This window comes from Xanthomarina sp. GH4-25 (assembly GCF_045363175.1).
Taxonomy (GTDB): Bacteria; Bacteroidota; Bacteroidia; order Flavobacteriales; family Flavobacteriaceae; genus Xanthomarina.
The window spans coordinates 1-23,999 of sequence record NZ_JBJFLO010000006.1; the positions used below are offsets into that span (position 1 = coordinate 1).

A 23,999-nucleotide genomic window follows, 5' to 3' on the forward strand; every position below is an offset into this window, starting at 1 on the left:
GTGTTTTCCGGTTGTAAGTTCGGCTAAAATTTTCAGTTTAAAAGGTTCTGAATACCGTCTGATCACTTTGTCATTTCTATACATAATGTTTAAAATTATGTAGCCTTATTTTAGGACGGGTCAATTTGTTCCACTACGAACATAGCCATCCTCCGTTACGTACATTATTTCATTTTGAATATAGGTATAGCCATACACCATTTCTAAAACTTTTGCGGCATAACGATAACCTAAAACGCGTTGCGCATTTGAATTAAAATGTGTTCTATCTAAAGTTTGTAAACCATCTGTTGCAGCATAATCTGTATTGCTTACTGCAAATGCTTCAATGTTGGAATTGAAAGTTCCGTTATCTGTTCTTTGCATACTTAATTGACCAACAATAACAGGTAATGTTGCTATTCCTAAGTCAGTTCTTAAGTCGCTTATTAATGTTGTTAATTTAGCTATATAACCTGCATCATTTCTGTCAGATTCCCCTTGGTGCCATAAAACACCTTTAAGTGTTGAGCCGCCTAATGCTAATGCTGCGGTAATTTCATTAATGGCTTCTCCGTAATAGTCATCTGTATGACCTTTAGCCCATGAATTAATACTAGTTCCTCCTCTGGCATTAACTACTAATCCAATTTGATCACCAGTAACTTCGTTTAACATGCGACCAAAAGTATAAGCGAAATTTAAACCTTGGTCTTGCGAAGGGTTTTGAATGGTAGAATATCTGTTTAATCCACCGTCAGCGGCAGCCGTATTTACGGCACTTTCCCAAGCTGTACCGTTATAAAGATCTACACCAGTAAGTGTGACCATGTCTTCTGCTTCAATGGTAGCTCTACCAGCAGCATTAGATTGACCTATGACTAAGTAAATATCTTTTTGTGCGACAAGGAATGTTTGGAAAAATAAAAAACAAAAAATGAATACAATTTGTATTATTGAGAATTTTTTTTTCATAATAAGCTGGTTAAATCGGGGCGATTATATTTTTGACTAATGCAAACATAAACAAAAAATCGATAAAAACAACAAAAACATCGATGAAATACATGTATTGTGCATAAAATCTGGTTTTTAATCAAAAAACTTAAAAAAAGAAATTAAGTATTTCTAGAATCTAAGTAGTCTCCTAAATTGTCCAATTTATCGTCCCAGAATTGCTCGTAAAAACTAAACCATTTATGAAGTTCCTTAAGAGGTTTTATATTGGCATTGCAAAAACGTTCTCTACCTATTCCGTCTATATAAACTAAACCAGCTTCCTCCAAAGTTTTAATGTGTTTAGTAACTCCTTGTCTGCTCATCTCAAATTGATTTGAAATTTGCGAAATAGTTAATGCAGATGTAGCAATCACTAAGGCATGAAATATATCTCGCCTAGTAGGATCTGCAATGGCTTTAAAAAGTATCGTGCTTCTATCCTGCATTCATGTTTAGCTTTAAGTAATTTTCTAATTGATTGATACAACCGTTCCAGCCACCATTAAAACTTTCAAACATTGTTATAGCAGTATCTCCTTTGTACTTGGAAATTCCTGAATGTTCTAAATATAATTTAGTGCCTTCAGTAACAGATTCTAATTTCCAGGTTATCGTAGTTTCTATATTTGTACCTGCTACCAACCAGGTGTAAATTAATGTATATGGGAATGCTTCAACAACTGTTCCAGTAATATCTGTACAGTCTTTTTTGTTAGATTCAGATGAAAACCTATATTGATATCCTTTTTCTGCTTTAAAATCTGTTTTAATGAACCATTTAGAAATTTCTTCTTTTTTAGAAATGGCATTCCATACTATGTCTATGGAATGATTAAATATTTTTTCTTTAATAATGACATCTTTCATAATATTTGGATTTATTAACTTACCAATCATCAGGCAGGCATGCAACTTGTTGATTGCTAAAATAGCATAAAAAATAACTATACGCAACTTTTGGGTTGCATATAATTATTACGCCTGTTTCTTTTTAGATTAAGATGCCAATATTGTCAGTATAGCTTCAAGTAATCTAAGGATAAATAAAACAAATTGTCAGGGTGTAAGCTTTGGCAAAATTTTTGACTAATATTGCATAATAAACAGAAGTAGAACCTATTAAATTATAAATTATGGCATTAGAGATAACAGATGCAACGTTTGAAGAAACAGTATTAAAGAGTGACAAGCCAGTTATGGTAGATTTTTGGGCAGCTTGGTGTGGACCATGTAGAATGGTTGGGCCAATTATTGACGAAATTAGTACAGAATATGATGGTAAAGCTGTTGTAGGAAAAGTAGATGTTGATGCAAATCAAGAATTTGCTGCCAAATACGGTGTTCGTAATATTCCAACCGTTTTAGTATTTCAAAATGGAGAAGTAGTAGGAAGACAAGTAGGTGTAGCACAAAAAAGTGCCTATACAGATGCTATCGATTCACTTTTATAAGATACTTACTAAAAGAAAAGATAAAAGGTTTGCTTTAACGGCAAACCTTTTTTAGTTTAGAAGATTGATATGTATTAATAGAAATGTTGAATGCTTCCCAACTTGTGCTGAGCACAGTTGAAGTGTGAAAAGTGACTCTTGCGACAAAAACTAATGGATTTACAAAAAGAACTTAATAAAACAGGAGGGTTTAAAAACCTAGATTTACTAGCCAAACAGGTTGTTGAGGGATTTATTTCTGGGATGCATAAAAGTCCCTTTCATGGATTTTCTGCAGAATTTGCCGAACATAAAATCTATAATCAAGGAGAGAGTACCAAGCATATAGATTGGAAACTTTTTGCTAAAACAGATAGACTTTATACAAAACGTTACGACGAAGAAACCAATTTAAGATGTCATTTAATTATCGACAATAGTAGCTCGATGCATTTTCCTGAAATGAAATCTTTTTCTATAGATAATTTAAATAAAATAGCATTTACAGCATTAGCTTCTGCATCTTTAATGCATATATTAAAGAAACAAAGAGATGCAGTAGGATTAAGTGTTTATAGTGATTCGTATAGTTTTTATACACCAGAGAAAGGCAGCGAAAGACATCATCATATGTTATTGCATCAATTAAGCGAGTTAGTTATTTCCAAGCCAGAACAAAAACAGACAAAAACCTATACCTATTTGCACCAAATTGCTGAGAAAATAAAAAGACGTTCGTTAGTCTTTTTATTTACTGATATGTTGCAAACAGATGTGGATCAAGACAAACTGTTTGATGCTTTAAGGCATTTAAAACATAATAAACATGAAGTGGTTTTATTTCATGTATTTGATAAAGAAAAAGAGCTGTTATTCGATTTTGATAACACTCCAAAACGCTATGTTGATGTTGAAACTGGTGAGCATATTAATTTATATGCAGAAAACATAAAAGACTCTTATAAAACAGCAGTTAATGATTATTTTAATGCAATTAGATTAAAATGTGGTCAATATAAAATAAAGTATGTTGAAGCAGATACTAATAAAAATTTCGATAATATATTGACCACCTACATGATAGAGCGTCAAAGATTTTAATAAAAGTAATTTTTTCAAAAAAAACTAAAAAAACATTTGACATATTAAATAAGCAATGTATATTTGCCCTCGCAATAAAGCAACGGTCTGGTAGTTCAGTTGGTTAGAATGTCGCCCTGTCACGGCGAAGGTCGCGGGTTCGAGTCCCGTCCAGACCGCTAAAATTGCTAAAGCTCCGAGAGATTGGAGCTTTTTTTAGCAATAAAATTTAGTTGTGTTGTTTTGATAGATGTAGTAGTCTATCAAAGGTTTAAGTAGTTAAACCAATGGAAAGCTTTCCTTTTTTCTTTGTTGAAAATTGGGATGCTTTTTTGTTTTAGACTGGTTTTGGTTTCTTTTTGAGTGTTATAAGATTTGTATTAGCATCTTTTTCAGCCAGTAACCAAGTTGATTTTTTCAAAATTTTATTAATAATGAATAGAAATTCTTAAATGAAAAGCAACATTTGTGCATTTTATCGATGTAATTATGTATTTTATCGATTATTTATTAGTTAAGAGATGAGATTATTCTATATTAGCAATCCTTCTTAAGTCCCTAAATCGATTTATTCAACTTAAAAAGGTTAATTATTCCATTCAAGACTAGTTAAGTCTTATTCCCTCATGTTGTTAAAATATGTTAGTAATTAGTTTATGCGCATATTTTAAAAAATTAATTATCCATTAATCCCTCAATTAAGGTTTTGCAAAATGCAAGGCTTGTTAAACATTAATTTAATTGTATAACTATAAATTGAGAATTTATGAAATCCCTAACTATTACACTATTAGTAGCATTATTTTGTGTAACCGTATCTGGCGTTAACCTTAAAGATACTGTAGTTACTAACCCAACAAAAAAGCAAACTGTTTCAAGTACAGATAACTTTGAATATAACTTTGAAGTTAATAGACATGTTAAGAAAGGAAGAGGAGTTCCTTCTCAAGGATAAAAAATATTTTATAATTTATGCATATACACACCTCATAGCAATATAAAGGGTGTGTATGCATATTTATTATGTTTTTTTTATTCATTATATTCAATACATTACTCTCATGTCATAAAAAATTATAAATTTGAATGACTTTGAAATAAAATTGTATTGTATAAAAAAATAATCTTCATATTCATATTATTTTTTTTCCTACCATTAAATGCGCAAAACACGTCTTTTAATAGGCAATTAGATAGTATATACTATTACAGAGATTTAGCAGAAAAATCTTTAAATACTAAAGATAGAATTCAATATGCCAAATATGCTATTAAACTATCTGAAGCAACCAATCAAGATTCTACTATTTTAAAAAGTAAACGTTTACTATCAACACTCTATCTTAGAGAAAGAGATGCTAATTCTTTATATAGCTTGAACCATGAAAATTTAAAACTTGCAAACAAGTTGCAAGATTCTATTGCTATCGCTAATATAACCAATGTTTTAGGCTGGTATCATGGACAAAAAGCCCAAATAGATAGCTCTTATTATTATTATTATAAAGCCTCTAAAGCATTTAACAAGATTCATGATGTAGAAAATGAGGCTTTTACGTTGTTTGAAATGTCAGATATTCAATTTAATCAACGCGATTATATTGGTTGTGAACAAAATGCCGTAGCTTCTATTAGATTATTTCAAAGCCTTCCTGAAACTGAAGGAACTTTAGATTACTTATGGTCATTACACAATTTAATTGCCATTGCTTCAGATGAATTGGAATTATATGATAAAGCTATTGAATACCACCATAAAGCACTTACTTATAGCGACAAGATTGAAGATAATTTCATTTACACATTATATTCTAATAGCAACATTGCTTTAATTTATAAAGAATTAAAACAGTATGATAAAGCTTTAAAAATATACGAAGATCTATTTCAAAACAAAGAAATTCTCCTTTTTGAACCTAAAAATTATGCCCTTATTTTAGCCGATTATGCTTTTGTTAAACATTTATCCAATAAATATAAATCAAATGAAATAGCCAGTATGTTTGATGAAGCATATAAAATGAGCGACAGTCTACAAGATCCATATAGTATTATGTCTGTTAGTTTAAATGCATCAGAGTTTTATAACGATTTAAACAATAAAGATTCTGCGCTTTTTTTTGCAAATAGAGCTTACAATCTTAGCAAAGAAAACAAAACAAACGATGTGATTTTACGATCTCTCATGCTAAAATCTAAAATTGAAGACGATGTTAAGGCAAAAACGTATTTAACAGAGTATGTGAATTTAAGCGATAGCTTACTAAATAATGAACGTGCTATTAGAAATAAATTTGCAAGAATAGAATTTGAAACAGATCAAATTGTAGAACGAAGCAAACAAATTGCAAAAGAAAGGCTTTGGTTGTTAATTTTATCTATTGGTTTAATACTAACCTTGTTATTATTATATATTATAGTTAGTCAAAGAACTAAAAACAAGGAATTAAAATTTAACCAGCAACAACAAGAAACAAACGAAGAGATTTATAACTTAATGTTATCTCAGCAAGATAAAATAGATGAAGCAAGAGTTGCTGAAAAAAAGCGAATATCAGAAGAAATACACGATGGCATTTTAGGTCGTTTGTTTGGAATAAGATTGAGTTTAGATAGCTTGAATATGAGTACAAAACCAGAGGCTATTGAAACTAGAGAAAAATATTTAGAAGATTTAAAAGAGATAGAGCAAGACATTCGAAAAGTATCTCATGAACTGAACACCGATTTTGTGTCTGGAACCAACTACATTAGTATTATAAAATCTCTTTTAGAGACACAAACTAAAGCCTATAAGTTAAAATATGTTTTAAGAAACGATGATAAAATTGATTGGGATAGTATATCTAATAAAACAAAAATTCATTATTACCGAATTATCCAAGAATCACTTCAAAATATATATAAGCATGCTAATGCAGAAGAAATACATATTAGCTTTAACCAAAAAAATAATGTAATTTGCTTATCTATTTCAGACAATGGTACTGGTTTCGATGTCAATAAAGCTAGAAAAGGAATTGGATTAAAAAATATAAATTCTAGAGTAAAAGAAATTCATGGAGAACTAGACATCAAATCAACTATTAATACTGGAACAGAAATAATAATTAAAGCCCCTATCTAAAACCTAAAAAAACCTCATGCAAGAAACCATACGCATATTAATGACAGACGATCATCCTATGATTATTGAAGGGTATCAAAATACATTAATTGCTACAAAAAAAGAATCTCAAAACTTATTAATTAGTATAGCTAATAGTTGCGATGAATCTATAAGGTTTATGGATCAAGCAGTCGCTCAAGAAAATCCTTATGATATCCTATTTATGGATATTAGTTTACCTCCTTCAAGCGATGGAAAATATACTTCTGGTGAAGACCTAGCTATGTATGCTAGAAGCATTATGCCAAAAGCAAAAATTGTAATTCTAACAATGTTTAATGAAACGTATCGTGTCCATAACATTGTAAAAACTATTAATCCAGAAGGCTTTTTAATTAAAAGCGATTTAACTTCTAAAGAATTAGCAAGTGCCTTTCAGGCGGTTATTAATAATCCACCATTCTATAGTGGAACTGTAAATAGTATTATTAGAAAAACCATTTCTAATGATATTATAGTAGATGAGGTAAATAGAAAAATTCTTCATTTATTATCTCAAGGAGTTAAAACAAAAAGCTTAACAGATCATATCGATTTATCTATGAGTGCTATAGAAAAAAGAAAAAAGCACCTAAAAGAAATATTTATGATTGAAGATGGAAGTGACGAAACTTTGCTTGAAAAAGCTAGAAAAAAAGGCTTTGTATAAAGCCTATACCAACAAAAAGTGTTAAAATTAAAATTTTATAGCTATCTAAAAACCTTATAAACCTTTGTATTCATTGAGTATTACGGTTTTTCCGTAATTAATTTGTGGTTTTACCGTAACAAAAGTTTAAAAGTTCCATTTATATTTGAAGTATCAACAGCAATTAATTAATCCCTCAAAAGATATTTCGTTGATAATAGCATTTACACTAACCTCGTGATTTTTATTTCTTAATAAAAGTCATGAGGTTTCTTCTTTTTAGAAAGTGAAGATTTCACTTTTATATTCCCATACTTTCATAATAAAAAAACCAAAGTATATTATTGCAACTATAAACTTGATAAATGTTCCTGTTAAAAAACCAAGAAACGATCCGAAGGCTGCTTTTACTGCTGTTTTAGAGTCGGTTTTATTTAATAATTCTCCAATATAAGCACCTACAAAAGGCCAAACAATAATTCCAAAAACACCTAAAACAGGAAAAAGAATAGAAACTAATAACCCAAGTGTTGTACCAATAACACCATATTTACTACCTCCAAACTTTTTAGTCCCTAAAGCAGGAATTAAATAGTCTAACGTAAAAACTAATAACGCAATGGCTAGTGTAATACCTAGAAACAACCAGTTGTTTGGAATAGCATCAGTTAAATAAAGTAATAACAAGCCAACCCAACTTAAAGGAGGTCCTGGTAAAACAGGTAAGAAGCTTCCTATTATGCCAACAATCATAAATAGGAAACCCATAAGTGTTAATAAAATATCCATAGATTTTTCTTTATAAGACGAAGATATGAAATGATTGTTACAAAATTTTAAACTAAAAAATTAGTTCAAACTAAATATTTAGTTATATTTGTATTCAACTAAGTGTTTAGTTTCAGTTTTAAAAGTTAAAATGTTACTCTGAGTTTGTTGAAGAGTCTCTAAAAAAAATCAGTGTTTTAAGAAAATATATTATGAAACAACTTACCAAAGCCGAAGAGGAAATCATGCACGTGTTATGGCAGCTTGAAAAAGCCAATGTCAAACAAATTATAGAGCTTTTACCAACGCCAAAACCAGCTTACAATACCGTTTCAACTATTGTTCGAATTTTAGAAAGTAAAGGCTTTGTAGATTACGAAAAACAAGGAAAAGGGCATGTTTATTTCCCTTTGGTTAAAAAACAGGATTATAGCAATCAAAGTTTAAACACTTTGGTGGATAATTACTTTCAAGGATCGTTTAAAAGTATGGTGTCTTTTTTTGTAAAGAAAAACGACATTAGCTTAAACGAGTTGGAATCAGTTTTAAAAGACATTAATAAAAAGGAGTAATCATGGCACACTATATTATTCAGGCAATTGCATTTCAGCTTTTCTTTTTAATAGTTTACGATGTATTCTTAAAAAAAGAAACCTTCTTTAATTGGAACAGAGCCTATCTTTTAATAACAGCAATCTTATCATTTGTCTTGCCGTTTATTAAAATTGAAATGTTTAAAAATATTGTACCACAACAATTTATTATCACACTGCCAGACGTTATTATTGGGAAACAGAACCCAATTGTTTTAGACGAAGTTTTTATTGAAGGCGTCAACCAGGCATCTAGTTTTTCATGGTCTTGGATGTACCTGTTTTATCTGGGCTCAGCCATTGCTTTTTCGATTTTTGCGTATAAACTGATTAAAATTATCCAATTAATATATGGTAATCCAAAACAACAGGAATCTAATTTGCAAATCGTGAGTTTAAAAAACAGTCGGGATGCTTTTTCATTTTTCAACTACATTTTTATTGGGAAGCAATTGGCAAACGAAGAACGAGAAACCATTTTAATGCATGAATTGGTTCATGTAAAACAAAAACACAGTTTCGATATGTTATTTTTCGAAATCCTTCGTGTGATATTTTGGTTCAATCCATTTATTTATATGTACCAAAATAGAATTTCTGTGGTTCACGAATTTCTTGCAGATGCCGAAGCCGTAAAACACAATAAAGCACAATATTATCAAAACCTGTTATCGCAAGTTTTTCATGCTGAGCAGGTCTCATTTATCAATCCATTTTTTAAAGAATCATTAATCAAAAAACGAATCGTTATGTTACAAAAATCAAAATCAAAACAAGTTCAATTATTAAGGTATGCCCTATTAATTCCCATGGTATTTGGGATGTTAATTTATTCGTCGTGTAGTGATACAACGCAAGAAAATGAAGTTACAACCACCAGTTTATCAAAAAATGACTCATCCATATTAGAAAACATTGCCACGTTAAAGGAGTCGATAGCTGCTAATGGTGAAATGACTACTGAAGAAGAAAAAGCGTTAAAAACATTATTGATGCTCGTATCTGAAAACGGATTAAACGAACCTTTTTTCCAGGACGTGGTAGATCGCGCTGAAATACCTTTTGGAGTTATCGAGCATGTTCCTGTTTTCCCAGGATGTGAAAATGCTGAAGATTCAAGAAAGTGCTTTGCACAAAGCATATCTAAACATGTAGGTGCTAATTTTAATAGTAAACTTGGTGAAGAACTTGGTTTAAAAGGGTTACAAAAAATTTCGGTGTTTTTCAAAATTGATAAGAACGGAAACATAACAGATGCCAAAGCTAGAGCCCCACACGAACAATTAGAAATGGAAGCCCTTCGAGTAATAAAAATGTTACCAAAAATGACACCGGGAATGCAAGACGGCAAAGCTGTAAATGTACCTTATTACTTGCCTATTAAGTTTGAAATTAATGAGTAAATATCTTGTCTTATTTATCATAATATCTTTTTTTAAAACCGAAGCCCAAACTTCGGTTTTAATGCTTGCAGATAGTTTGTATGTCAATGGATACTATTCCAAAGCCATTGAACAATATAAAATTTACGAAAATCCTTCTCAAGTTTATGAAAAAATAGCCAAATCATACATGGCCATTGGAAATTACAACGAAGCGCTTTTAAATTATCGAGCAAGTATCAAAGCAAATCCAAACAACGCCTTACTTAAGTATGAATATGCTAAATTATTATCAAAAACTAACAATTATCAGACAGCTTCTTTAGAATTTGAAGAGTTAATTTCTTTAGATTCCTTGAATCCAAATTATCATTTCGAATATGGCACACTATTAGAAAAACAGAATGATTCTTCAGCTCTTGAGGCGTATATAACAGCATTCCAACTAGACCGTTTGCATCAAAAAGCTATTTATAAAGTCGCAAAATATAAGTTGCAAAAAAGAGAGTTTAATGAGGTTGAAAAACTAGTAGACATTGGCTTAAAATCAAACGAATTTAACTTGGAGTTGATGAGTTTAAAAGCTCAAAATTATTTTTGGAAACAGGACTATCATGAAGCGATTATTTGGTTTAATAAATTAGTAGAATTGCGAGAGTCGTCACAGTTTATACATGAAAAATTAAGTATATGTTACGCAAAAACTTATAGACTTCCACAAGCTATAGAACAAGGACTGTTAGCACTAAAATATGAACCAAATAATACAAAAAACCTATTTAATCAAGGACGGCTTTACGAGAAAAACAAAGATTATAAAAAGGCAGAAGTTTATTATGTAAAAGCATTAGAAATTGAAGATGTTCCTTTAGATAAACAATATATGCAATTAGGAAGAGTGCTTAATTATCAGAAAAACTACGCTGAAGCTATTCAAGTATTAAATAAAGCACGACAAGAAAACTCGAAAAACGACACAGCCGCATTTTATCTGCTTCAATCACAAAACGCGTATTATGAGGATTTTGATACAAAAATAAATTTGTATGAAATATTTATAAAAGAATTTCCTGATAGCATTCTTAATGCTGTAGCTGCAGCGCAATTATCTGTTTTGAAACAAGAAAAGTTTATGAAAACCGATTAAAATCTAAAAATATTGTACTTTTCGGTTTCAAATCTGTGTATGAAACATTTGTGCCTTTTTCTTGGTTTTTTGTTGCTTGTTTCTTGCAATTATTTTGATGTGAAGAAAACAACGTCGGACGCTATTTTAAATGAAGAGTTAAAAACATTTAATTGGAGCGAAGTGGACAATTATCCCTCTTTTGCATCTTGTAACGATGATGATTCAAAAGCAGAAAAGAAATCCTGTTTTCAAAACACCTTAACAGCCATTATTACCAATAGAATTCAGAGAGACACCATTGTTGTTTCACAAAATATTGATGATACCATATATATCAAATTTCAAATTTCTGAAAAAGGAAAATTATCATTAATAGAGGCTGAGGTAGATTCTATTACTCGTCATGAAATTCCAAATATAGATGAACTTCTAAGAAATAGCCTAGATTCTTTGCCTGAAATTTATCCAGCTATCAAGCGTGGACAACAGGTAAAAACAGCGTTTACTTTGCCTGTTATTATTCAGGTGAATTAAAACCTAATAGCCAATTTCTTCATCAGTCTTAATATCTCTACATACAACCAAACAAGGGTTACTAAAAGTCCCCAAGTAGCTAGCCATTCTTTGTCTTTTGGAGATTTGTTTTTGTGTCTTTCTATATAGTCGAAATCTAAAAGTAAAGCCAATGAAGCAAAAATGGCCGCTAATACATTAAAAATAATGGCTACCCAAGAGGTTCCTCTAATAAAAGATTTAATTCCAAAAAAGCTTAAAACCCATGATATTAAATAGATAACAAATATGCTAGCACAAGCTGTAATGATAACACTTCGTAGTTTTTTTGTAACTACAATAATTTGGGTTTGATAGAGAATAAGCATCACAAAAAAAGTAACAATCGTAACGCCAATAGCTTGAAAAGGCAAATTAGGAAATTTGGCATGTGCGTAGCTACTTATGCCACCAAGAAAGAAACCTTTTGCAATGGCATAAAGTGGAACTAAAAATTTAGCCCATTCTTTTCTAACTGAAATAACAATACTTATTACAATGGCAGAAATCATTCCTCCAGTTACAAACCATTTAATATCTGTTCCAGAAACGTATAAATTCCAAACATACACGACTATGCTTGCAATTATTAAGATGGAAAACAGTGATTTTAAAATGATGCCCCGAACGCTCATTTTTTCTGAAGCACTTTTATCAGTATCCCAAAAATAACCGTTAAAAGCAGGATTAGAAGTTTTGTCTATGCGCATGTATTACAAGTTAAATTTAAAACCAACAGCAAAATCTATTGGGAAATTTCCTTGATTTTCAATAAATAAGGCAAACAAATTGTTGTAAGCAAGGGTTATATAGCCATTCTTTGTTACTTTAATATCGCTTCCTAATCCAAAAATAAAAGGTGCTTCTAAGTTAGAATCAGAGTTGTCACTAGTTATAAAAGTACCAGGATTTAGAGGGTCTTCGTATCTTACGGTTTCGTTGTAAAAGGTATAAGTTATAAAAGTTATATTTCCATAAATGCTAAAATTACTTTTGTTGATAAAACGAAATCTATAGCCTAAACCTAATTGTGTTGATGAGTATTCAAAGTCATCTGCATCCAGAGCTGTCATTATATTAAAGTACCCAGCATGACGATTAAAGCTAGAGTCGCTATAAATTTCAAATTCAGCTCCAAAAAACGGAACAGAAGCATTGTTTAGGTTATTAACAAAGGGCTGATTGGTTAGGCCTCCAAAAACTCCTAGACGAGATTGTACTCTCGCTCTAGGTTCATAATTAAAACTCAAATCGCTTGTAGAATCGTACATGTTAATGTATTCTTTTAAGCTAGCAAGTGTTAAATTGACTTTTTCAGCAGATAATCCATACTCCTGAGTTAAAGCATTTAAAGTTGTTTTATATTCTTCTTGGTATTTTTTAGTGTCTGGATTTTTTGTGTTTTTAAGTTCTTGAATTGAACCATCTTCAGTTCTAACAAAATATCTGTATTGTCCATCAAAAATATTCCAAAGTAAATCTAAATTACCTTCTACTTCGGTTTTCAACTGAAGTGTTTCACCATTAATGGTATAAGTATCTTGAGCTTTAAGGGTTGCCAAAGGCAGTAATAGGCACAAAATAAAAAAGAGCTTTTTCATTAGATTTAGGATTTTCAGTTCCTGTAAATCTAACAAAAATAAATGATTTTTACACTATTTTCTATAGGCTCTGTCTTTCCATTTATAGTTTGAAAAAATGGAGAATACAGCAATGGATGTACTGAAAAAAGGATAAATAAAAGCACTTAAAATATAACTGCCGAATATGTTTTTCTGATTAAAAAATGATGCTGTTTTAATGAGTAATATCAAATCAATTGTAATTTTTAGTAAAAAAACAATGAATAAAAATATGGCGTCCAAATAATCGGTAATTACGAAAAGTAATAAACTCATTAAGCCTGCATTCATTAAAAGTACAATAAGTCCAGTTAATCTTCCAAAGTTGTTTTTGTAGTGTGTTGTTTTAGATGCCCATCGAATGCGTTGCGATTTTAAGCTTGCAATGTTTGGTTGTGGTTTTGTTAAAACAATGGCTTCCTTAGCTTTTAAAAACAATACAGAGTCTTTGTAATTTTCTATGGCTTTCTGTAATAGAAATACATCGTCTCCACTTGCAATATCTCTATTGCCTTCAAATCCATTCAAGGTTTTAAAGAAGTTTTTTTTGTAAGCCAAATTGGCACCATTGCACATAAAAGGGAATTGTATTCCAAAACCACCAATAGTGGCTCCAATTAAACTCAAAAAATCGAAGGCTTGGAATCTATCTAAAAAAGTTTTGAGATTGTAATAAGTCACTGGACCAGAAACCATGTTTGCTTGAGATTTATTGATATAATCGTTAAAACAATTTAGCCATAGTTTAGGTAATAAACAGTCAGCATCTGTAGTGATTATCCAATCGTTTTTAGCAAGATCAATAGCTGCTGAAATAGCATCTTTTTTTGGAGAATTTGATCTTCTTATATTTTGAATAATTTTGAAGTCTATTTCAGTTTTTTCAAAATGGTTTTTAATAATTTGAACTGACATATCTTCAGAGTAATCATTAACAAAAACAATTTCAAAAGATGAAATTGGGTATTTCAATTTTGAGATGGAACCTAATAATTCGGGAAGATTTTCAGCTTCATTTCGGAATGGAATTATTATAGAAAAGTTTGTTTTTAATGATGTTTCTTCAAATTGAAAAATTTTGACTTTATTAAAACCGTATATAAAACTTCCTATTAAAAGGAGATATAAAAAAGTGATACAAAGAATGATTATTATCATGACTCGACACTTTTTGGAAGTTTGAATTTTAAAACAAATACACTACCAAGAAGACTTGGAAATACAAAATTGAGCAACCACATACACGTAACAATGCTCAAGGTTGTGAGTTCATTGACGCCTACAATAGAAAATAAATAAACAGCTACACTTCCTTTTATAACCACATCGAAAATAAAAATAGAAGGAACTATAGATGCTAATAAATACATAGAAGCAATAACTATCATTGCATTTTTATAATCTACTTCAACACCAAATAAATGTAATAAAAAGTAAAATTGGAACGAAAAAACTAGATATCTAAAGATAGATAAAGTGAAACAAAAGACATAATGCTTTAATGGAATGTGCTTAAAAAAGCGTAATACTTTTTCAATAGAAACTCCTTTAATAGTTACTTCTTTTTTCTTTAACACAAAAAATGAAGCACTTGATATAAATAATAAAATGACTAAAAATTTAAGAGATTTTTGATAATTAATATCGGCTGGGTATTTGCTAATAAAAAAATACAATCCAAAAACTCCTAATAATATAGTTGTTAGCATTTGCATGCTATTGCCAAGCAAATTCAACAAGACAATTTTATTTCTAAATTTTGAAGTAAAAAAAATAGCCTTGGCGCCATATTCTCCAATTCTGTTTGGTGTCAATAATGAAGCTGTTAAAGATCCTAAACTTTGTTTAAGAGCCTCTTTGAAGCTAATGATTTTAAAAATCGAGACCAAATTTTGCCATTTCAATATTTCTAAAAACCAATTAAAACTACTTAAAAGAAGTAAAAATATGATGTTTTTTAATGAAAACACTCTATTTTTTGTCAAAAACTCACTAAAAACTTCAAAATCTAATTGATTGTTATTCGTGAGTTTTTGATTGATAAAATAAAATGCACCAACTACTAAGCTTATTTTTAGAAGTACAAATAAGAATTGATTAGTTTTGTATGGTAAGGCTCTAAGCATTTTTCGAATATCAAATTTATTTGCCGCAAATTAAACATTATAGTTTTATGAACACATTTTTTATAAGCTTCAAGCAAACTTCGTTCTCAATTATTTTTTTGTTGATCTCTTTATTTGGTTTTAGTCAAGCTGAAACTAGCAAATGGAAAGCTCAGATTGCTATTGGGGTTAATAGTCCAAGTTCTAATGGTTTTGTATCAGGATTTGAAGCAAAACCTATTAATTTCCCGACCGTAAATTTAGGAATTCAACACATGTTTAAAAGACAGTTTGGAGCAAAACTGGATTTTGGTTATAACCGATTTTCAAGCTCAGACAATTCGACAGAATTTAAAACCAATTATACAAGAATAAATGCCCAATTAGTTTACGACCCGACACCAATAATGACCTTTCTGCCACTTGGTTTTGGAGTGGTTGCACATACAGGCCCAGGGTTTAGCATGATAAAACCTTTAGGGGTTTATGGTGAAAACAAAACATCTTTTTTAAATGTCATGGCTGGTATTGAGTTCCATTACAGTATTACCGATGTGTTAACGGTTTATTTAGATACTTCATATATCTATGGTTTTGGTAGTGATTTCGATCCAGTGACTGAGGGTTTTGGATCCTTTAACGGAAATTTATTAACAGCAACAATAGGAGTATCTTATTCTCTAAGTGGTTGCTATTATTGCGATTAATGAGCAAAGAAAAAATAATATTAGGTATTGATCCAGGAACAACCATTATGGGGTTCGGTCTTATAAAAGTGGTTGGAAAAAACATGCAGTTTATACAGTTAAACGAATTGGATTTAAAAAAATACGACGATCATTATTTAAAACTCAAACTTATTTTTGAGCGTACTATAGAGCTTATTGAAACTCATCATCCAGATGAAATTGCTATAGAAGCCCCATTCTTTGGCAAGAATGTACAAAGTATGCTCAAGTTAGGTAGGGCTCAAGGCGTTGCTATGGCAGCAGGCTTGAGTAGAGAAGTACCCATTACAGAGTATTCGCCAAAAAAGATAAAAATGGCTATTACTGGAAGCGGAAATGCCAGTAAAGAACAGGTTGCTAAAATGCTCCAAAGTTTATTAGGTATAAAAACATTGCCTAAAAATTTAGATTCTATGGATGGCTTGGCAGCTGCTGTTTGTCATTTTTACAACGAAGGTAGAATTGAGATTGGAAAAAGCTATTCTGGATGGAGTGCTTTTGTAAAGCAAAATGAAGATAGAATCAAATAACTGTTTGTTGAAAATTGTAAAAAATATATGGCTGGAATTTATATTCACATCCCATTTTGTAAGCAAGCTTGCTTTTATTGCGACTTTCATTTTTCTACGTCATTAAAGAAAAAAGACGAGTTAATTCAGGCTTTAGCAAAAGAATTATTTTTACGAAAAAACGAATTTAAAAATCAAACGGTTGAAACCATCTATTTTGGAGGAGGAACACCTTCCTTGTTAACCCATCAAGAATTACAATTTTTAATTGATGAAGTCTATAAACATTACAAAGTAATTTCATTTCCTGAAATTACTTTAGAAGCAAATCCAGACGATTTAACAAATAATCGCATCATAGAGCTTTCTATAAGTCCCATTAATCGATTGAGTATTGGTATTCAATCTTTTTTTGAAGACGATTTAAAGTCTATGAATCGAGCACATTCTTCAGCAGAAGCAAAAGAATGTTTGTCGGAAGTAACACGCTATTTCGATAATATTACTATCGATTTAATCTACGGCATTCCAAACATGAACTTGGAAAAATGGCATAAAAATTTGCAAATAGCATTCGGTTTTGGCGTGAATCATATTTCTAGTTATGCTTTAACCGTAGAACCAAAAACAGCTTTGGATATGTTTATTAAAAACGGGAAGTATCCACCAATGGATGATGCGTTAGCAGAAAACCATTTTAGTCATTTAATTTCAGAAACCAATAAACAGGGTTTTGTGCATTATGAAATTTCAAATTTTGGAAAACCAAATTACTTCTCGAAGCATAACACCAGTTACTGGCAAGGTAAACCTTATATTGGAATAGGACCTTCAGCACATTCATTTCATGGGAAAACACGAAGTTGGAATGTATCTAACAATACCAAGTACATTAAGAGGATTAATGAAAACAACTTGCCTAGTATCCAAGAAACCTTAACCATTCAAGAACAGTATAACGAATATGTCATGACAGGTTTAAGAACCATTTGGGGAGTTTCATTAGAAAAGATTGAACAGGATTTTAGTGTCGAGTATAAAAAGTATCTTTTAGAACAAGCACAGAAATATATAAATCAGCAATTGTTGTATATAGATCAAGACAAATTGTTAATCACTAAAAAAGGGAAATTTTTAAGCGATGGAATTGCTTCAGAATTATTTATGATTTGATTATATTTGAAGATGATTGCAACCATAAAATACAATTCAAAAAAACTTCAAATAGATTTAACGAAACCTTTGGATATTTCTATTCCATTAAGGGCATCAAAAAGTAATGTTAATGCCTGGTATCTTGAGCAACCAAAAATAGAGCCTGTTAGTGATGGCGAATGGATAGCAAGTGTGGCAGAAGGTGCCGATTTTAATTTTAATAATATTTGGTTTAACCCTCATGCACATGGTACACATACAGAGTGCGTTGGGCATATTACAAAAAAAGTACATTCAATTAATCAGAATTTAAAGCAGTTTTTCTTTTTAGCTGAAGTCATTACAGTTGCTCCGGAAAATAAAGGGGATGACTTTGTGATTTCAAAAAAACAACTTCAGTTTGCTTTAGGAAACAAAAAACGAGATGCCGTAGTTATAAGAACCATTCCTAATACCAACGAAAAATTATCGCATCAATATTCTCACACTAACCCTGCATTTTTATTGTCTGAAGCAGCTATTTATTTACGCGAAAAGGGTGTGAAACACTTGCTAATAGACTTGCCTAGTGTAGATAAAGAACAGGACGATGGGCAATTGAAAGCTCACAACGCCTTTTGGAATACTGCTGGAAGAATGAGAATGGATGCAACCATTACAGAGTTTATTTTTGTGCCTAATACCGTTTTAGATGGCACGTACTTTTTAAATTTACAAATTGCCCCCTTTGAAAATGATGCCACACCTAGTAAGCCTGTTTTATATAAAATAATGGAAAAGCCATGAGAAACAGCTTAAAACTAGAGGAGGTATTAATGTTTGTTTTTGGCGTTCTCGCGTTTAATCAACTTGATTTTGCTTGGTGGTGGTTTTTGGTGCTTATTCTTCTGCCAGATGTTAGTATGTTAGGATACCTTATTAATTCAAAAATTGGTGCTTTTACTTATAATGTATTTCATCATAAAGGCGTTGCAATAGGCGTCTATTTGTTAGGAGTTTATTTTCAAAATGAGATGCTCCAATTAATAGGAATCATATTATTTACACATGCTTCTATGGATAGGGTATTTGGTTACGGAATGAAATTTACGGATGGTTTTAAACACACCCATTTAGGTAAATTATAATATTTTGATAGAAATTTCGACAGATAAAAACAGGTTACAGTTGGAAATGATTCATCAGTTTTTAACAACAGCCTATTGGGCAAAAGGTCGAACACTAAATGAGGTAAAAAAAACGATTGATTATAGTTTCTGTTTTGGCGGTTATCTAAAAGATAAACAAGTTGGTTTTGCAAGAGTAGTAACAGATTATACGGTTTTTGCTTATGTCATGGATGTGTTTATTTTGCCTGAATATCGAGGAAAAGGGTATGCTAAGAAATTAATGGATGCTATAAATAAAGAACCAGAATTGCAGTCTTGTAAGGTTTGGTTGCTTAAAACTAGTGATGCACATGAGTTATACAAACAGTTTGGTTATTCCAACTTAAAGCATTCAGAAAAAGTTATGGAAAGAATACTAAAATGAATATAGAACAACTTCACAATTATTGCTTAAATAAAAAAGGCGTTACAGAAGATTTTCCTTTTGATGAAGATACTTTAGTATTTAAAGTGCTAGGTAAGATGTACGCTTTAATTGGACTCAAAAAATGGGAAGCTGGAGAACAAGCCATCAATTTAAAATGCGATCCTGATTATGCCGAAGAACTTCGAGCAGAATACAGCAGTATTCGGGCTGGTTACCACATGAGTAAAAAACATTGGAACACACTTTATATTCACGAAGGAGGACTGTCTACAAAATTAATCTGCGAACTTATAGATCATTCGTATAATATGGTTGTAAATGGCATGACTAAAAAAATGCGAGATTCTCTTCAATAAAATAGTATGTTTGCACAATCAATAAATCTTAAATTTTAATCTTCATGAGCGTTTTACAAACATTACAAGAGAGAAGCCAGAATACTTGCGAATTATGCACTTCAACCAATGGTTTAACACAATATACTTTACCACCTTCTTTAAATGAAAATGTAGATAATAGTGTATTGGTTTGCAAAGATTGTTTAGATCAAATTGAAGAGAATGTAGATATGGATATCAATCATTGGCGCTGTTTAAACGATAGCATGTGGAATGAGCATGTAGCAGTACAAATTCTGTCATGGAGGATGTTACAAAGACTGCGTAACGAAGGTTGGCCAAAAGACTTACTAGATATGATGTATTTAGACGAAGAAGCTTTAGCATTGGCAAGAGCTACTGGAGAACATGAAGATGAGGCTAATAAAATAATTCACAGAGACTCAAATGGTGTTATATTAGATAATGGCGACTCAGTGGTATTGATAAAAGATTTAAAAGTAAAGGGTTCAAGCATGGTTGCAAAGCAAGGAACGGCAGTACGAAATATTCGATTAGATCATGAAAATGCCGAATATATTGAAGGTAGAGTAGATGGTCAGAATATTGTTATTATTACCAAGTATGTTAAGAAAACATAAACTGCAATTGTGTTGATTTACAGTTAATTAAAATCTAATGGATTAAATTTAGGTAGTTAGTCGAGTAAAAAAACACCAATTTTTCATTTATCTAATTCTTAGGGTTTTTATCGATTTTTTTATTTGTAAATCGTTATTCAATATATATTTACACCATCGAACCTGATTAATAGCATAACCAGATTGACTAATTTAATTTATGTTATTATGAACCTTACAATTACACATTACAATAATTTTTTTAAAGTTACAGGTATTTTAAACAGACATTCAGTTGGAATATTTCAAAAAGAATTTCAAGATGTTTTTGAAAAACTTCAGTCTGTAACAATTAGTATCGAGGGACTTCAAAGTATCGATAAAGATGGTGTAAATGCTTTAGCAAAATTACATAATGAATCACTTACCTTAAATAAGCAATTATCTATAATTGGTTTTGGTTGTAAAGATTTATACGATCATTTTAAATCTAATGATGCAGCATAATTAGCAAGACATATCTGCTATTATTTTCCATTCGCCATCAATTTTTTTAAAGATTATAATAAATACGCCATTGGCATTACCTACATCTCTAGTTAAATGGTATTCTCCCATGACCCAATAATTATTGGCTTCTATTTGAGATACGTCGTTAATTACAAATTTTAAAGTGCCACTTTGAGCCTTTGTTGGATAGCCTTTTTTGTAGTTGGCTAAGGTGTTTTTCCACCCTAAAGTGAGACCATTTCCACCATAAAATTTTAATGAGTCACTTTTCCAGTAACCTTGCATGAATCCTTCTAAGTCATGATTGTTCCATGCTTTTTCTTGAGTACTCATTACTTTTAAAATGGCCGTTTTATCCTCATCGGGACTAGTAGGATTTTCTAGTTTAGAATTACAAGAAAACACGAGAAATACAAGCAGTAAATAGATGGGTTTCATAGTTATATATTTATTGTAAGCTTAAATATAGTTAGAAAATTGAAAATGTTTATGCAGAACAAATTATTTAATAACTTTTTGTTGCTTTCTAAAAAAGGCGTCTGCTTGTAATTGCATGAGTTCTCTTGCTTTTTTGCGTTTGTAGTTATAGAGTTCTTCTTCGTCGGCTATATCATTATAAATCTTATTATTAAGCGTTATATCTGTTTGTAATATGGTGTTTCTTTCTTTTACATTGCGCTCAACCCAAGTGTTTAAAGCGCTTTCAGCATCTTCTATTTTAAAATCGTATTCACTTTTTGGAGAAAGTATTTTTGCAAAAATGGGAGATGTTTCAATAGCTAAGAATAACAGAAAAATAAAGAATGAAGGTAGCCAAGGCAATGAGTTTAAGGCATTTACTCGAGCCATCAAACCATCAAAACTATCTATAATTGGTTGGGTTGTTTCAATTTTAGAATTAAAATTGGTTCCTAAATTTGCAATTTGAGTTTCAAGACTTGCAATTTTAGATTTAGTGTCTTTTTTTAATTGTTCTAACTCAGCTAATGAGGCATCATGTTTATCTCTTTTTTCTTGATAAACGGGACCTTTTCCTAATAATTTGGTTCCAGCTGTGCCTTCGGCTTCAGAAATAAATGTGTTGTAAAGTGCATTTACTTCAGTTTCTTTTGTAATGATTTGTTGTTCTAATACAGTAATTTCATTTTTAATATTTGAAATGGTTGGATCAAATTGTTTTGCAATTTGCGCCTTATTTGCTAAGGTTAAGTCGTTTTTTTGTTCTAATAGAACTTGATTGATTTCTTTCTCAAAAATTTTCAATTCTAAAGGTTTAGAAATGACTATGGCAATAATTACAGCTAGAATTAGTCTTGGGAATGCTTGAATAAATTCATCTAAAAACTGATTGCGTTTTTTTATAGTTGAAACAATATAACGATCTAAATTAAAAATGAGCAAACCCCAAATAAGACCGAAACTTATAGCAATAAAAGGATTATCGAAAACAGTATAAAGTGCATAACTGGAAGCTATAAATGCCATAACAGCAGTAAAAAATACAGTGGCTCCAATACCTGCATATTTGTTTTGTTCGCCATTGGAACAGGTATCTAAAATATCTGAATCTGATCCAGAACAAAGGATGAAGAATTTCTTTAGCATGATGTGATTGATTTTGATTGATAAACTATTAGAACGCAATTCTTAATGATTTGTTACAAAAAAAGCCTCGAAATTTCGAGGCTTTAATATCAATTCTATTGAATGATACTATTAATCTATTGTTATTGGTTCTTTGCTTAAGTAAACTTTTGGGTTCTTGGAAGACGAGTTTTTAGCTGAAATATTCATAGACTTATCTTCTTTTAAAATGTTTATAGCTTGATCTGAAGATATTTGTTTACCCTCAAAATAGAAAGTAGCCTCTTTTTTAGCCATATCAATAACAAAATCTAAAGGGGATTTTGGAGGAGGAGGTGGTGGAGGAATGTTTGATTCTTCACCTTTCTTAACCATATTTGAACGCATCTCATAGTATTTATCTATAGTCTTTTGATATTTTACTTTTTCCTCAGGTGTAGCATCAGTAGGAATTGGAGGAGGTGGAGGTAAGTCAGCCATTTTCAATTCTGGAGCATTTGGAGGTGGAGGTGGACATTTTGGGAATGGTTCTGAATTAGCTTTTTGTTCTTCACTCATTTTCTTAAAAATATATTCCATTCGCTCTAAATCATTAAATTTAACTAAACGTTTATTTTCAGGTTGTGAGTTATAGTATTTAGCCAATTTGTTATATTCTGCAAGTTCTTCTAAACTTGCTTTTTGTTGTGTTTCATTAACAATTTCACTATAAGGTTCTGTCTCTTTCTGAATAACTTTCTTAGTACTAAAGCTGTAAGTTAAAACTGCTAGTATTGGAAGAAGTACAATGCTTCTCAACCAAATACCTGTTTTTGATGTTTGTGTTTTCATAACTGTAAATCGTTTTTTGATGGATGAATAATTCATGGCTGTTGCCAATTGTGGTTCTAAAGCATTAGATGAGAATGCCAATAAAATTTGTTGATATTTTGAAAGTGTTACACCTTTCTCTATCACTTCTAGGTCTGCTAAAAACTCATGATTTAATTTAATGGCTTTTTTGTGTAAATATATAAGCGGATTAAACCAGAATACAATTTGAAATAATTCAATAAATAAAATGTCTAACGAATGTTTCTGGATAACATGTGCTTCTTCATGAATCAATACTTCTTCTGGGATTTGCTGTGTTTCAAAATGTGTTTTATTTAGAAATATGTAGCTTAAAAAGGTGTGTGGCACTATCAGTTCTTCTAATAAAACATGAATTGATTTTTGAGTTTTCAAATTCGGATTTCGTTTTATTTTTTTCGATATATTATATAAATTGAATATGAATTTTAGACTAAAAATTAAAACTCCTACAACATAGATGCTCCATAGAATTAAATGAAGATAATTGACAGATTCTTCTTGGATTGTTATTGGATTTGTTGTCTTATTTATTACTAAATCATTGAGTTTAACGGGAATATCAACAAATTGTGTGAAAGTGATAAAAGGAATAATAATGGAAATCAATATTGATGTCAATAAGTAAAACCGTTTAAAAACATGCATGTTTTCCTTCTCTAAAAACAATTTATAGAAAAGCAAAAAAATTGCAAGACAAGCAGTGGATTTTATAAGAATACCTATCATGG

The 23,999-nt window shown here is 30.7% G+C and carries 29 protein-coding genes and 1 tRNA gene; 19 read left to right on the top strand and 11 right to left on the bottom strand.

From position 1 onward, the window contains the following. Positions 1-120: 120 nt before the first annotated feature. From ACI5KZ_RS09625 to ACI5KZ_RS09635, 3 genes are all read right to left on the bottom strand, one after another. On the bottom strand, positions 121-954 hold the full coding sequence (locus ACI5KZ_RS09625; protein WP_406847524.1) for a sialate O-acetylesterase: 834 nt from the start codon (positions 952-954) through the stop codon (positions 121-123). A 143-nt stretch (positions 955-1,097) separates the two neighbouring features. Then, positions 1,098-1,424, bottom strand: a complete 327-nt coding sequence (locus ACI5KZ_RS09630; RefSeq protein WP_406847525.1) for an ArsR/SmtB family transcription factor — start codon at positions 1,422-1,424, stop codon at positions 1,098-1,100. Continuing rightward, positions 1,414-1,845: an SRPBCC domain-containing protein gene (locus ACI5KZ_RS09635; protein WP_406847526.1), complete on the bottom strand. Its 432-nt coding sequence runs from the start codon at positions 1,843-1,845 to the stop codon at positions 1,414-1,416. The genes ACI5KZ_RS09630 and ACI5KZ_RS09635 overlap by 11 nt, the downstream gene beginning before the upstream one ends. Before the next feature lie 266 nt (positions 1,846-2,111). On the opposite strand from ACI5KZ_RS09635, the gene trxA reads away from it, so the two are divergent. From trxA to ACI5KZ_RS09665, 6 genes are all read left to right on the top strand, one after another. Further along, a complete protein-coding gene (gene trxA, locus ACI5KZ_RS09640; RefSeq protein ID WP_109308444.1) occupies positions 2,112-2,429 on the top strand; it encodes a thioredoxin in 318 nt (105 codons plus the stop codon). Positions 2,430-2,582: 153 nt separating this feature from the next. After that, positions 2,583-3,509, top strand: a complete 927-nt coding sequence (locus ACI5KZ_RS09645; protein ID WP_406847527.1) for a DUF58 domain-containing protein — start codon at positions 2,583-2,585, stop codon at positions 3,507-3,509. A gap of 84 nt (positions 3,510-3,593) precedes the next feature. Beyond that, positions 3,594-3,667 (top strand) — tRNA-Asp (locus tag ACI5KZ_RS09650). A gap of 587 nt (positions 3,668-4,254) precedes the next feature. Next, entirely contained in the window at positions 4,255-4,443 is a 189-nt protein-coding gene (locus ACI5KZ_RS09655) for a hypothetical protein (protein ID WP_109308446.1), read from the top strand. 153 nt (positions 4,444-4,596) lie between these two features. Continuing rightward, entirely contained in the window at positions 4,597-6,615 is a 2,019-nt protein-coding gene (locus ACI5KZ_RS09660) for an ATP-binding protein (protein WP_406847528.1), read from the top strand. Positions 6,616-6,631: 16 nt separating this feature from the next. Continuing rightward, positions 6,632-7,306 carry a response regulator transcription factor gene (locus ACI5KZ_RS09665; RefSeq protein WP_109308447.1) on the top strand — a complete coding sequence of 225 codons (675 nt, stop codon included), beginning with the start codon at positions 6,632-6,634 and terminating at the stop codon, positions 7,304-7,306. Positions 7,307-7,564: 258 nt separating this feature from the next. Here ACI5KZ_RS09665 and ACI5KZ_RS09670 read toward each other — a convergent pair whose 3' ends face one another. Then, positions 7,565-8,074: a DUF456 domain-containing protein gene (locus ACI5KZ_RS09670; RefSeq protein ID WP_109308448.1), complete on the bottom strand. Its 510-nt coding sequence runs from the start codon at positions 8,072-8,074 to the stop codon at positions 7,565-7,567. A gap of 191 nt (positions 8,075-8,265) precedes the next feature. On the opposite strand from ACI5KZ_RS09670, the gene ACI5KZ_RS09675 reads away from it, so the two are divergent. The 4 genes from ACI5KZ_RS09675 to ACI5KZ_RS09690 all read left to right on the top strand — a co-directional run bounded on the left by ACI5KZ_RS09675 (position 8,266) and on the right by ACI5KZ_RS09690 (position 11,691). Next, entirely contained in the window at positions 8,266-8,625 is a 360-nt protein-coding gene (locus ACI5KZ_RS09675; RefSeq protein WP_109308449.1) for a BlaI/MecI/CopY family transcriptional regulator, read from the top strand. Positions 8,626-8,627: 2 nt separating this feature from the next. Next, the gene (locus tag ACI5KZ_RS09680; protein ID WP_109308450.1) at positions 8,628-10,049 is read left to right on the top strand and encodes a M56 family metallopeptidase; all 1,422 of its coding nucleotides are present in this window, start codon (positions 8,628-8,630) and stop codon (positions 10,047-10,049) included. Next, the gene (locus tag ACI5KZ_RS09685) at positions 10,042-11,175 is read left to right on the top strand and encodes a tetratricopeptide repeat protein (protein ID WP_406847529.1); all 1,134 of its coding nucleotides are present in this window, start codon (positions 10,042-10,044) and stop codon (positions 11,173-11,175) included. Before ACI5KZ_RS09680 ends, ACI5KZ_RS09685 begins: the two co-directional genes overlap by 8 nt. A 99-nt stretch (positions 11,176-11,274) precedes the next feature. After that, positions 11,275-11,691 carry a hypothetical protein gene (locus ACI5KZ_RS09690; RefSeq protein WP_406847530.1) on the top strand — a complete coding sequence of 139 codons (417 nt, stop codon included), beginning with the start codon at positions 11,275-11,277 and terminating at the stop codon, positions 11,689-11,691. Here the strand turns inward: ACI5KZ_RS09690 and ACI5KZ_RS09695 are convergent. From ACI5KZ_RS09695 to ACI5KZ_RS09710, 4 genes are read right to left on the bottom strand one after another with little or no spacing between them, the layout of a single operon-like run. Beyond that, positions 11,688-12,419: a Bax inhibitor-1/YccA family protein gene (locus ACI5KZ_RS09695; RefSeq protein ID WP_406847531.1), complete on the bottom strand. Its 732-nt coding sequence runs from the start codon at positions 12,417-12,419 to the stop codon at positions 11,688-11,690. The genes ACI5KZ_RS09690 and ACI5KZ_RS09695 overlap by 4 nt on opposite strands. A 3-nt stretch (positions 12,420-12,422) precedes the next feature. After that, positions 12,423-13,310, bottom strand: coding sequence for a hypothetical protein (locus tag ACI5KZ_RS09700; RefSeq protein ID WP_406847532.1), 888 nt, complete (start codon positions 13,308-13,310; stop codon positions 12,423-12,425). A gap of 54 nt (positions 13,311-13,364) precedes the next feature. After that, positions 13,365-14,489, bottom strand: a complete 1,125-nt coding sequence (locus tag ACI5KZ_RS09705; protein WP_406847533.1) for a glycosyltransferase — start codon at positions 14,487-14,489, stop codon at positions 13,365-13,367. Next, positions 14,486-15,457, bottom strand: coding sequence for a lysylphosphatidylglycerol synthase domain-containing protein (locus ACI5KZ_RS09710; protein ID WP_406847534.1), 972 nt, complete (start codon positions 15,455-15,457; stop codon positions 14,486-14,488). Before ACI5KZ_RS09710 ends, ACI5KZ_RS09705 begins: the two co-directional genes overlap by 4 nt. 47 nt (positions 15,458-15,504) lie before the next feature. On the opposite strand from ACI5KZ_RS09710, the gene ACI5KZ_RS09715 reads away from it, so the two are divergent. The 9 genes from ACI5KZ_RS09715 (at position 15,505) to ACI5KZ_RS09755 (ending at position 20,829) form a co-directional block, all read left to right on the top strand. Further along, the gene (locus tag ACI5KZ_RS09715; protein WP_406847535.1) at positions 15,505-16,143 is read left to right on the top strand and encodes an outer membrane protein; all 639 of its coding nucleotides are present in this window, start codon (positions 15,505-15,507) and stop codon (positions 16,141-16,143) included. Continuing rightward, complete coding sequence (gene ruvC, locus ACI5KZ_RS09720) at positions 16,143-16,694, top strand: crossover junction endodeoxyribonuclease RuvC (protein ID WP_109308457.1); 552 nt, start codon at positions 16,143-16,145, stop codon at positions 16,692-16,694. Before ACI5KZ_RS09715 ends, ruvC begins: the two co-directional genes overlap by 1 nt. A 27-nt stretch (positions 16,695-16,721) precedes the next feature. Next, positions 16,722-17,846, top strand: coding sequence for a radical SAM family heme chaperone HemW (gene hemW / locus ACI5KZ_RS09725; protein WP_406847536.1), 1,125 nt, complete (start codon positions 16,722-16,724; stop codon positions 17,844-17,846). 12 nt (positions 17,847-17,858) lie between these two features. Further along, on the top strand, positions 17,859-18,614 hold the full coding sequence (locus ACI5KZ_RS09730) for a cyclase family protein (RefSeq protein WP_109308459.1): 756 nt from the start codon (positions 17,859-17,861) through the stop codon (positions 18,612-18,614). Then, complete coding sequence (locus ACI5KZ_RS09735) at positions 18,611-18,955, top strand: DUF4260 domain-containing protein (RefSeq protein ID WP_406847537.1); 345 nt, start codon at positions 18,611-18,613, stop codon at positions 18,953-18,955. Before ACI5KZ_RS09730 ends, ACI5KZ_RS09735 begins: the two co-directional genes overlap by 4 nt. A 4-nt stretch (positions 18,956-18,959) precedes the next feature. Continuing rightward, the gene (locus ACI5KZ_RS09740) at positions 18,960-19,361 is read left to right on the top strand and encodes a GNAT family N-acetyltransferase (protein ID WP_406847538.1); all 402 of its coding nucleotides are present in this window, start codon (positions 18,960-18,962) and stop codon (positions 19,359-19,361) included. Further along, positions 19,358-19,720, top strand: coding sequence for an MmcQ/YjbR family DNA-binding protein (locus ACI5KZ_RS09745; RefSeq protein WP_109308462.1), 363 nt, complete (start codon positions 19,358-19,360; stop codon positions 19,718-19,720). Before ACI5KZ_RS09740 ends, ACI5KZ_RS09745 begins: the two co-directional genes overlap by 4 nt. A gap of 44 nt (positions 19,721-19,764) precedes the next feature. Then, positions 19,765-20,343, top strand: a complete 579-nt coding sequence (locus ACI5KZ_RS09750; protein WP_109308463.1) for an alkylphosphonate utilization protein — start codon at positions 19,765-19,767, stop codon at positions 20,341-20,343. A 207-nt stretch (positions 20,344-20,550) separates the two neighbouring features. Continuing rightward, the gene (locus ACI5KZ_RS09755) at positions 20,551-20,829 is read left to right on the top strand and encodes a hypothetical protein (protein ID WP_109308729.1); all 279 of its coding nucleotides are present in this window, start codon (positions 20,551-20,553) and stop codon (positions 20,827-20,829) included. Here the strand turns inward: ACI5KZ_RS09755 and ACI5KZ_RS09760 are convergent, their stop codons facing one another. From ACI5KZ_RS09760 to ACI5KZ_RS09770, 3 genes are all read right to left on the bottom strand, one after another. Next, entirely contained in the window at positions 20,830-21,270 is a 441-nt protein-coding gene (locus tag ACI5KZ_RS09760; RefSeq protein ID WP_406847539.1) for a YybH family protein, read from the bottom strand. 63 nt (positions 21,271-21,333) lie between these two features. After that, the gene (locus ACI5KZ_RS09765; RefSeq protein ID WP_406847540.1) at positions 21,334-22,437 is read right to left on the bottom strand and encodes a DUF4407 domain-containing protein; all 1,104 of its coding nucleotides are present in this window, start codon (positions 22,435-22,437) and stop codon (positions 21,334-21,336) included. A gap of 111 nt (positions 22,438-22,548) precedes the next feature. Continuing rightward, positions 22,549-23,997: a M56 family metallopeptidase gene (locus tag ACI5KZ_RS09770; RefSeq protein ID WP_406847541.1), complete on the bottom strand. Its 1,449-nt coding sequence runs from the start codon at positions 23,995-23,997 to the stop codon at positions 22,549-22,551. Positions 23,998-23,999 lie beyond the last annotated feature (2 nt).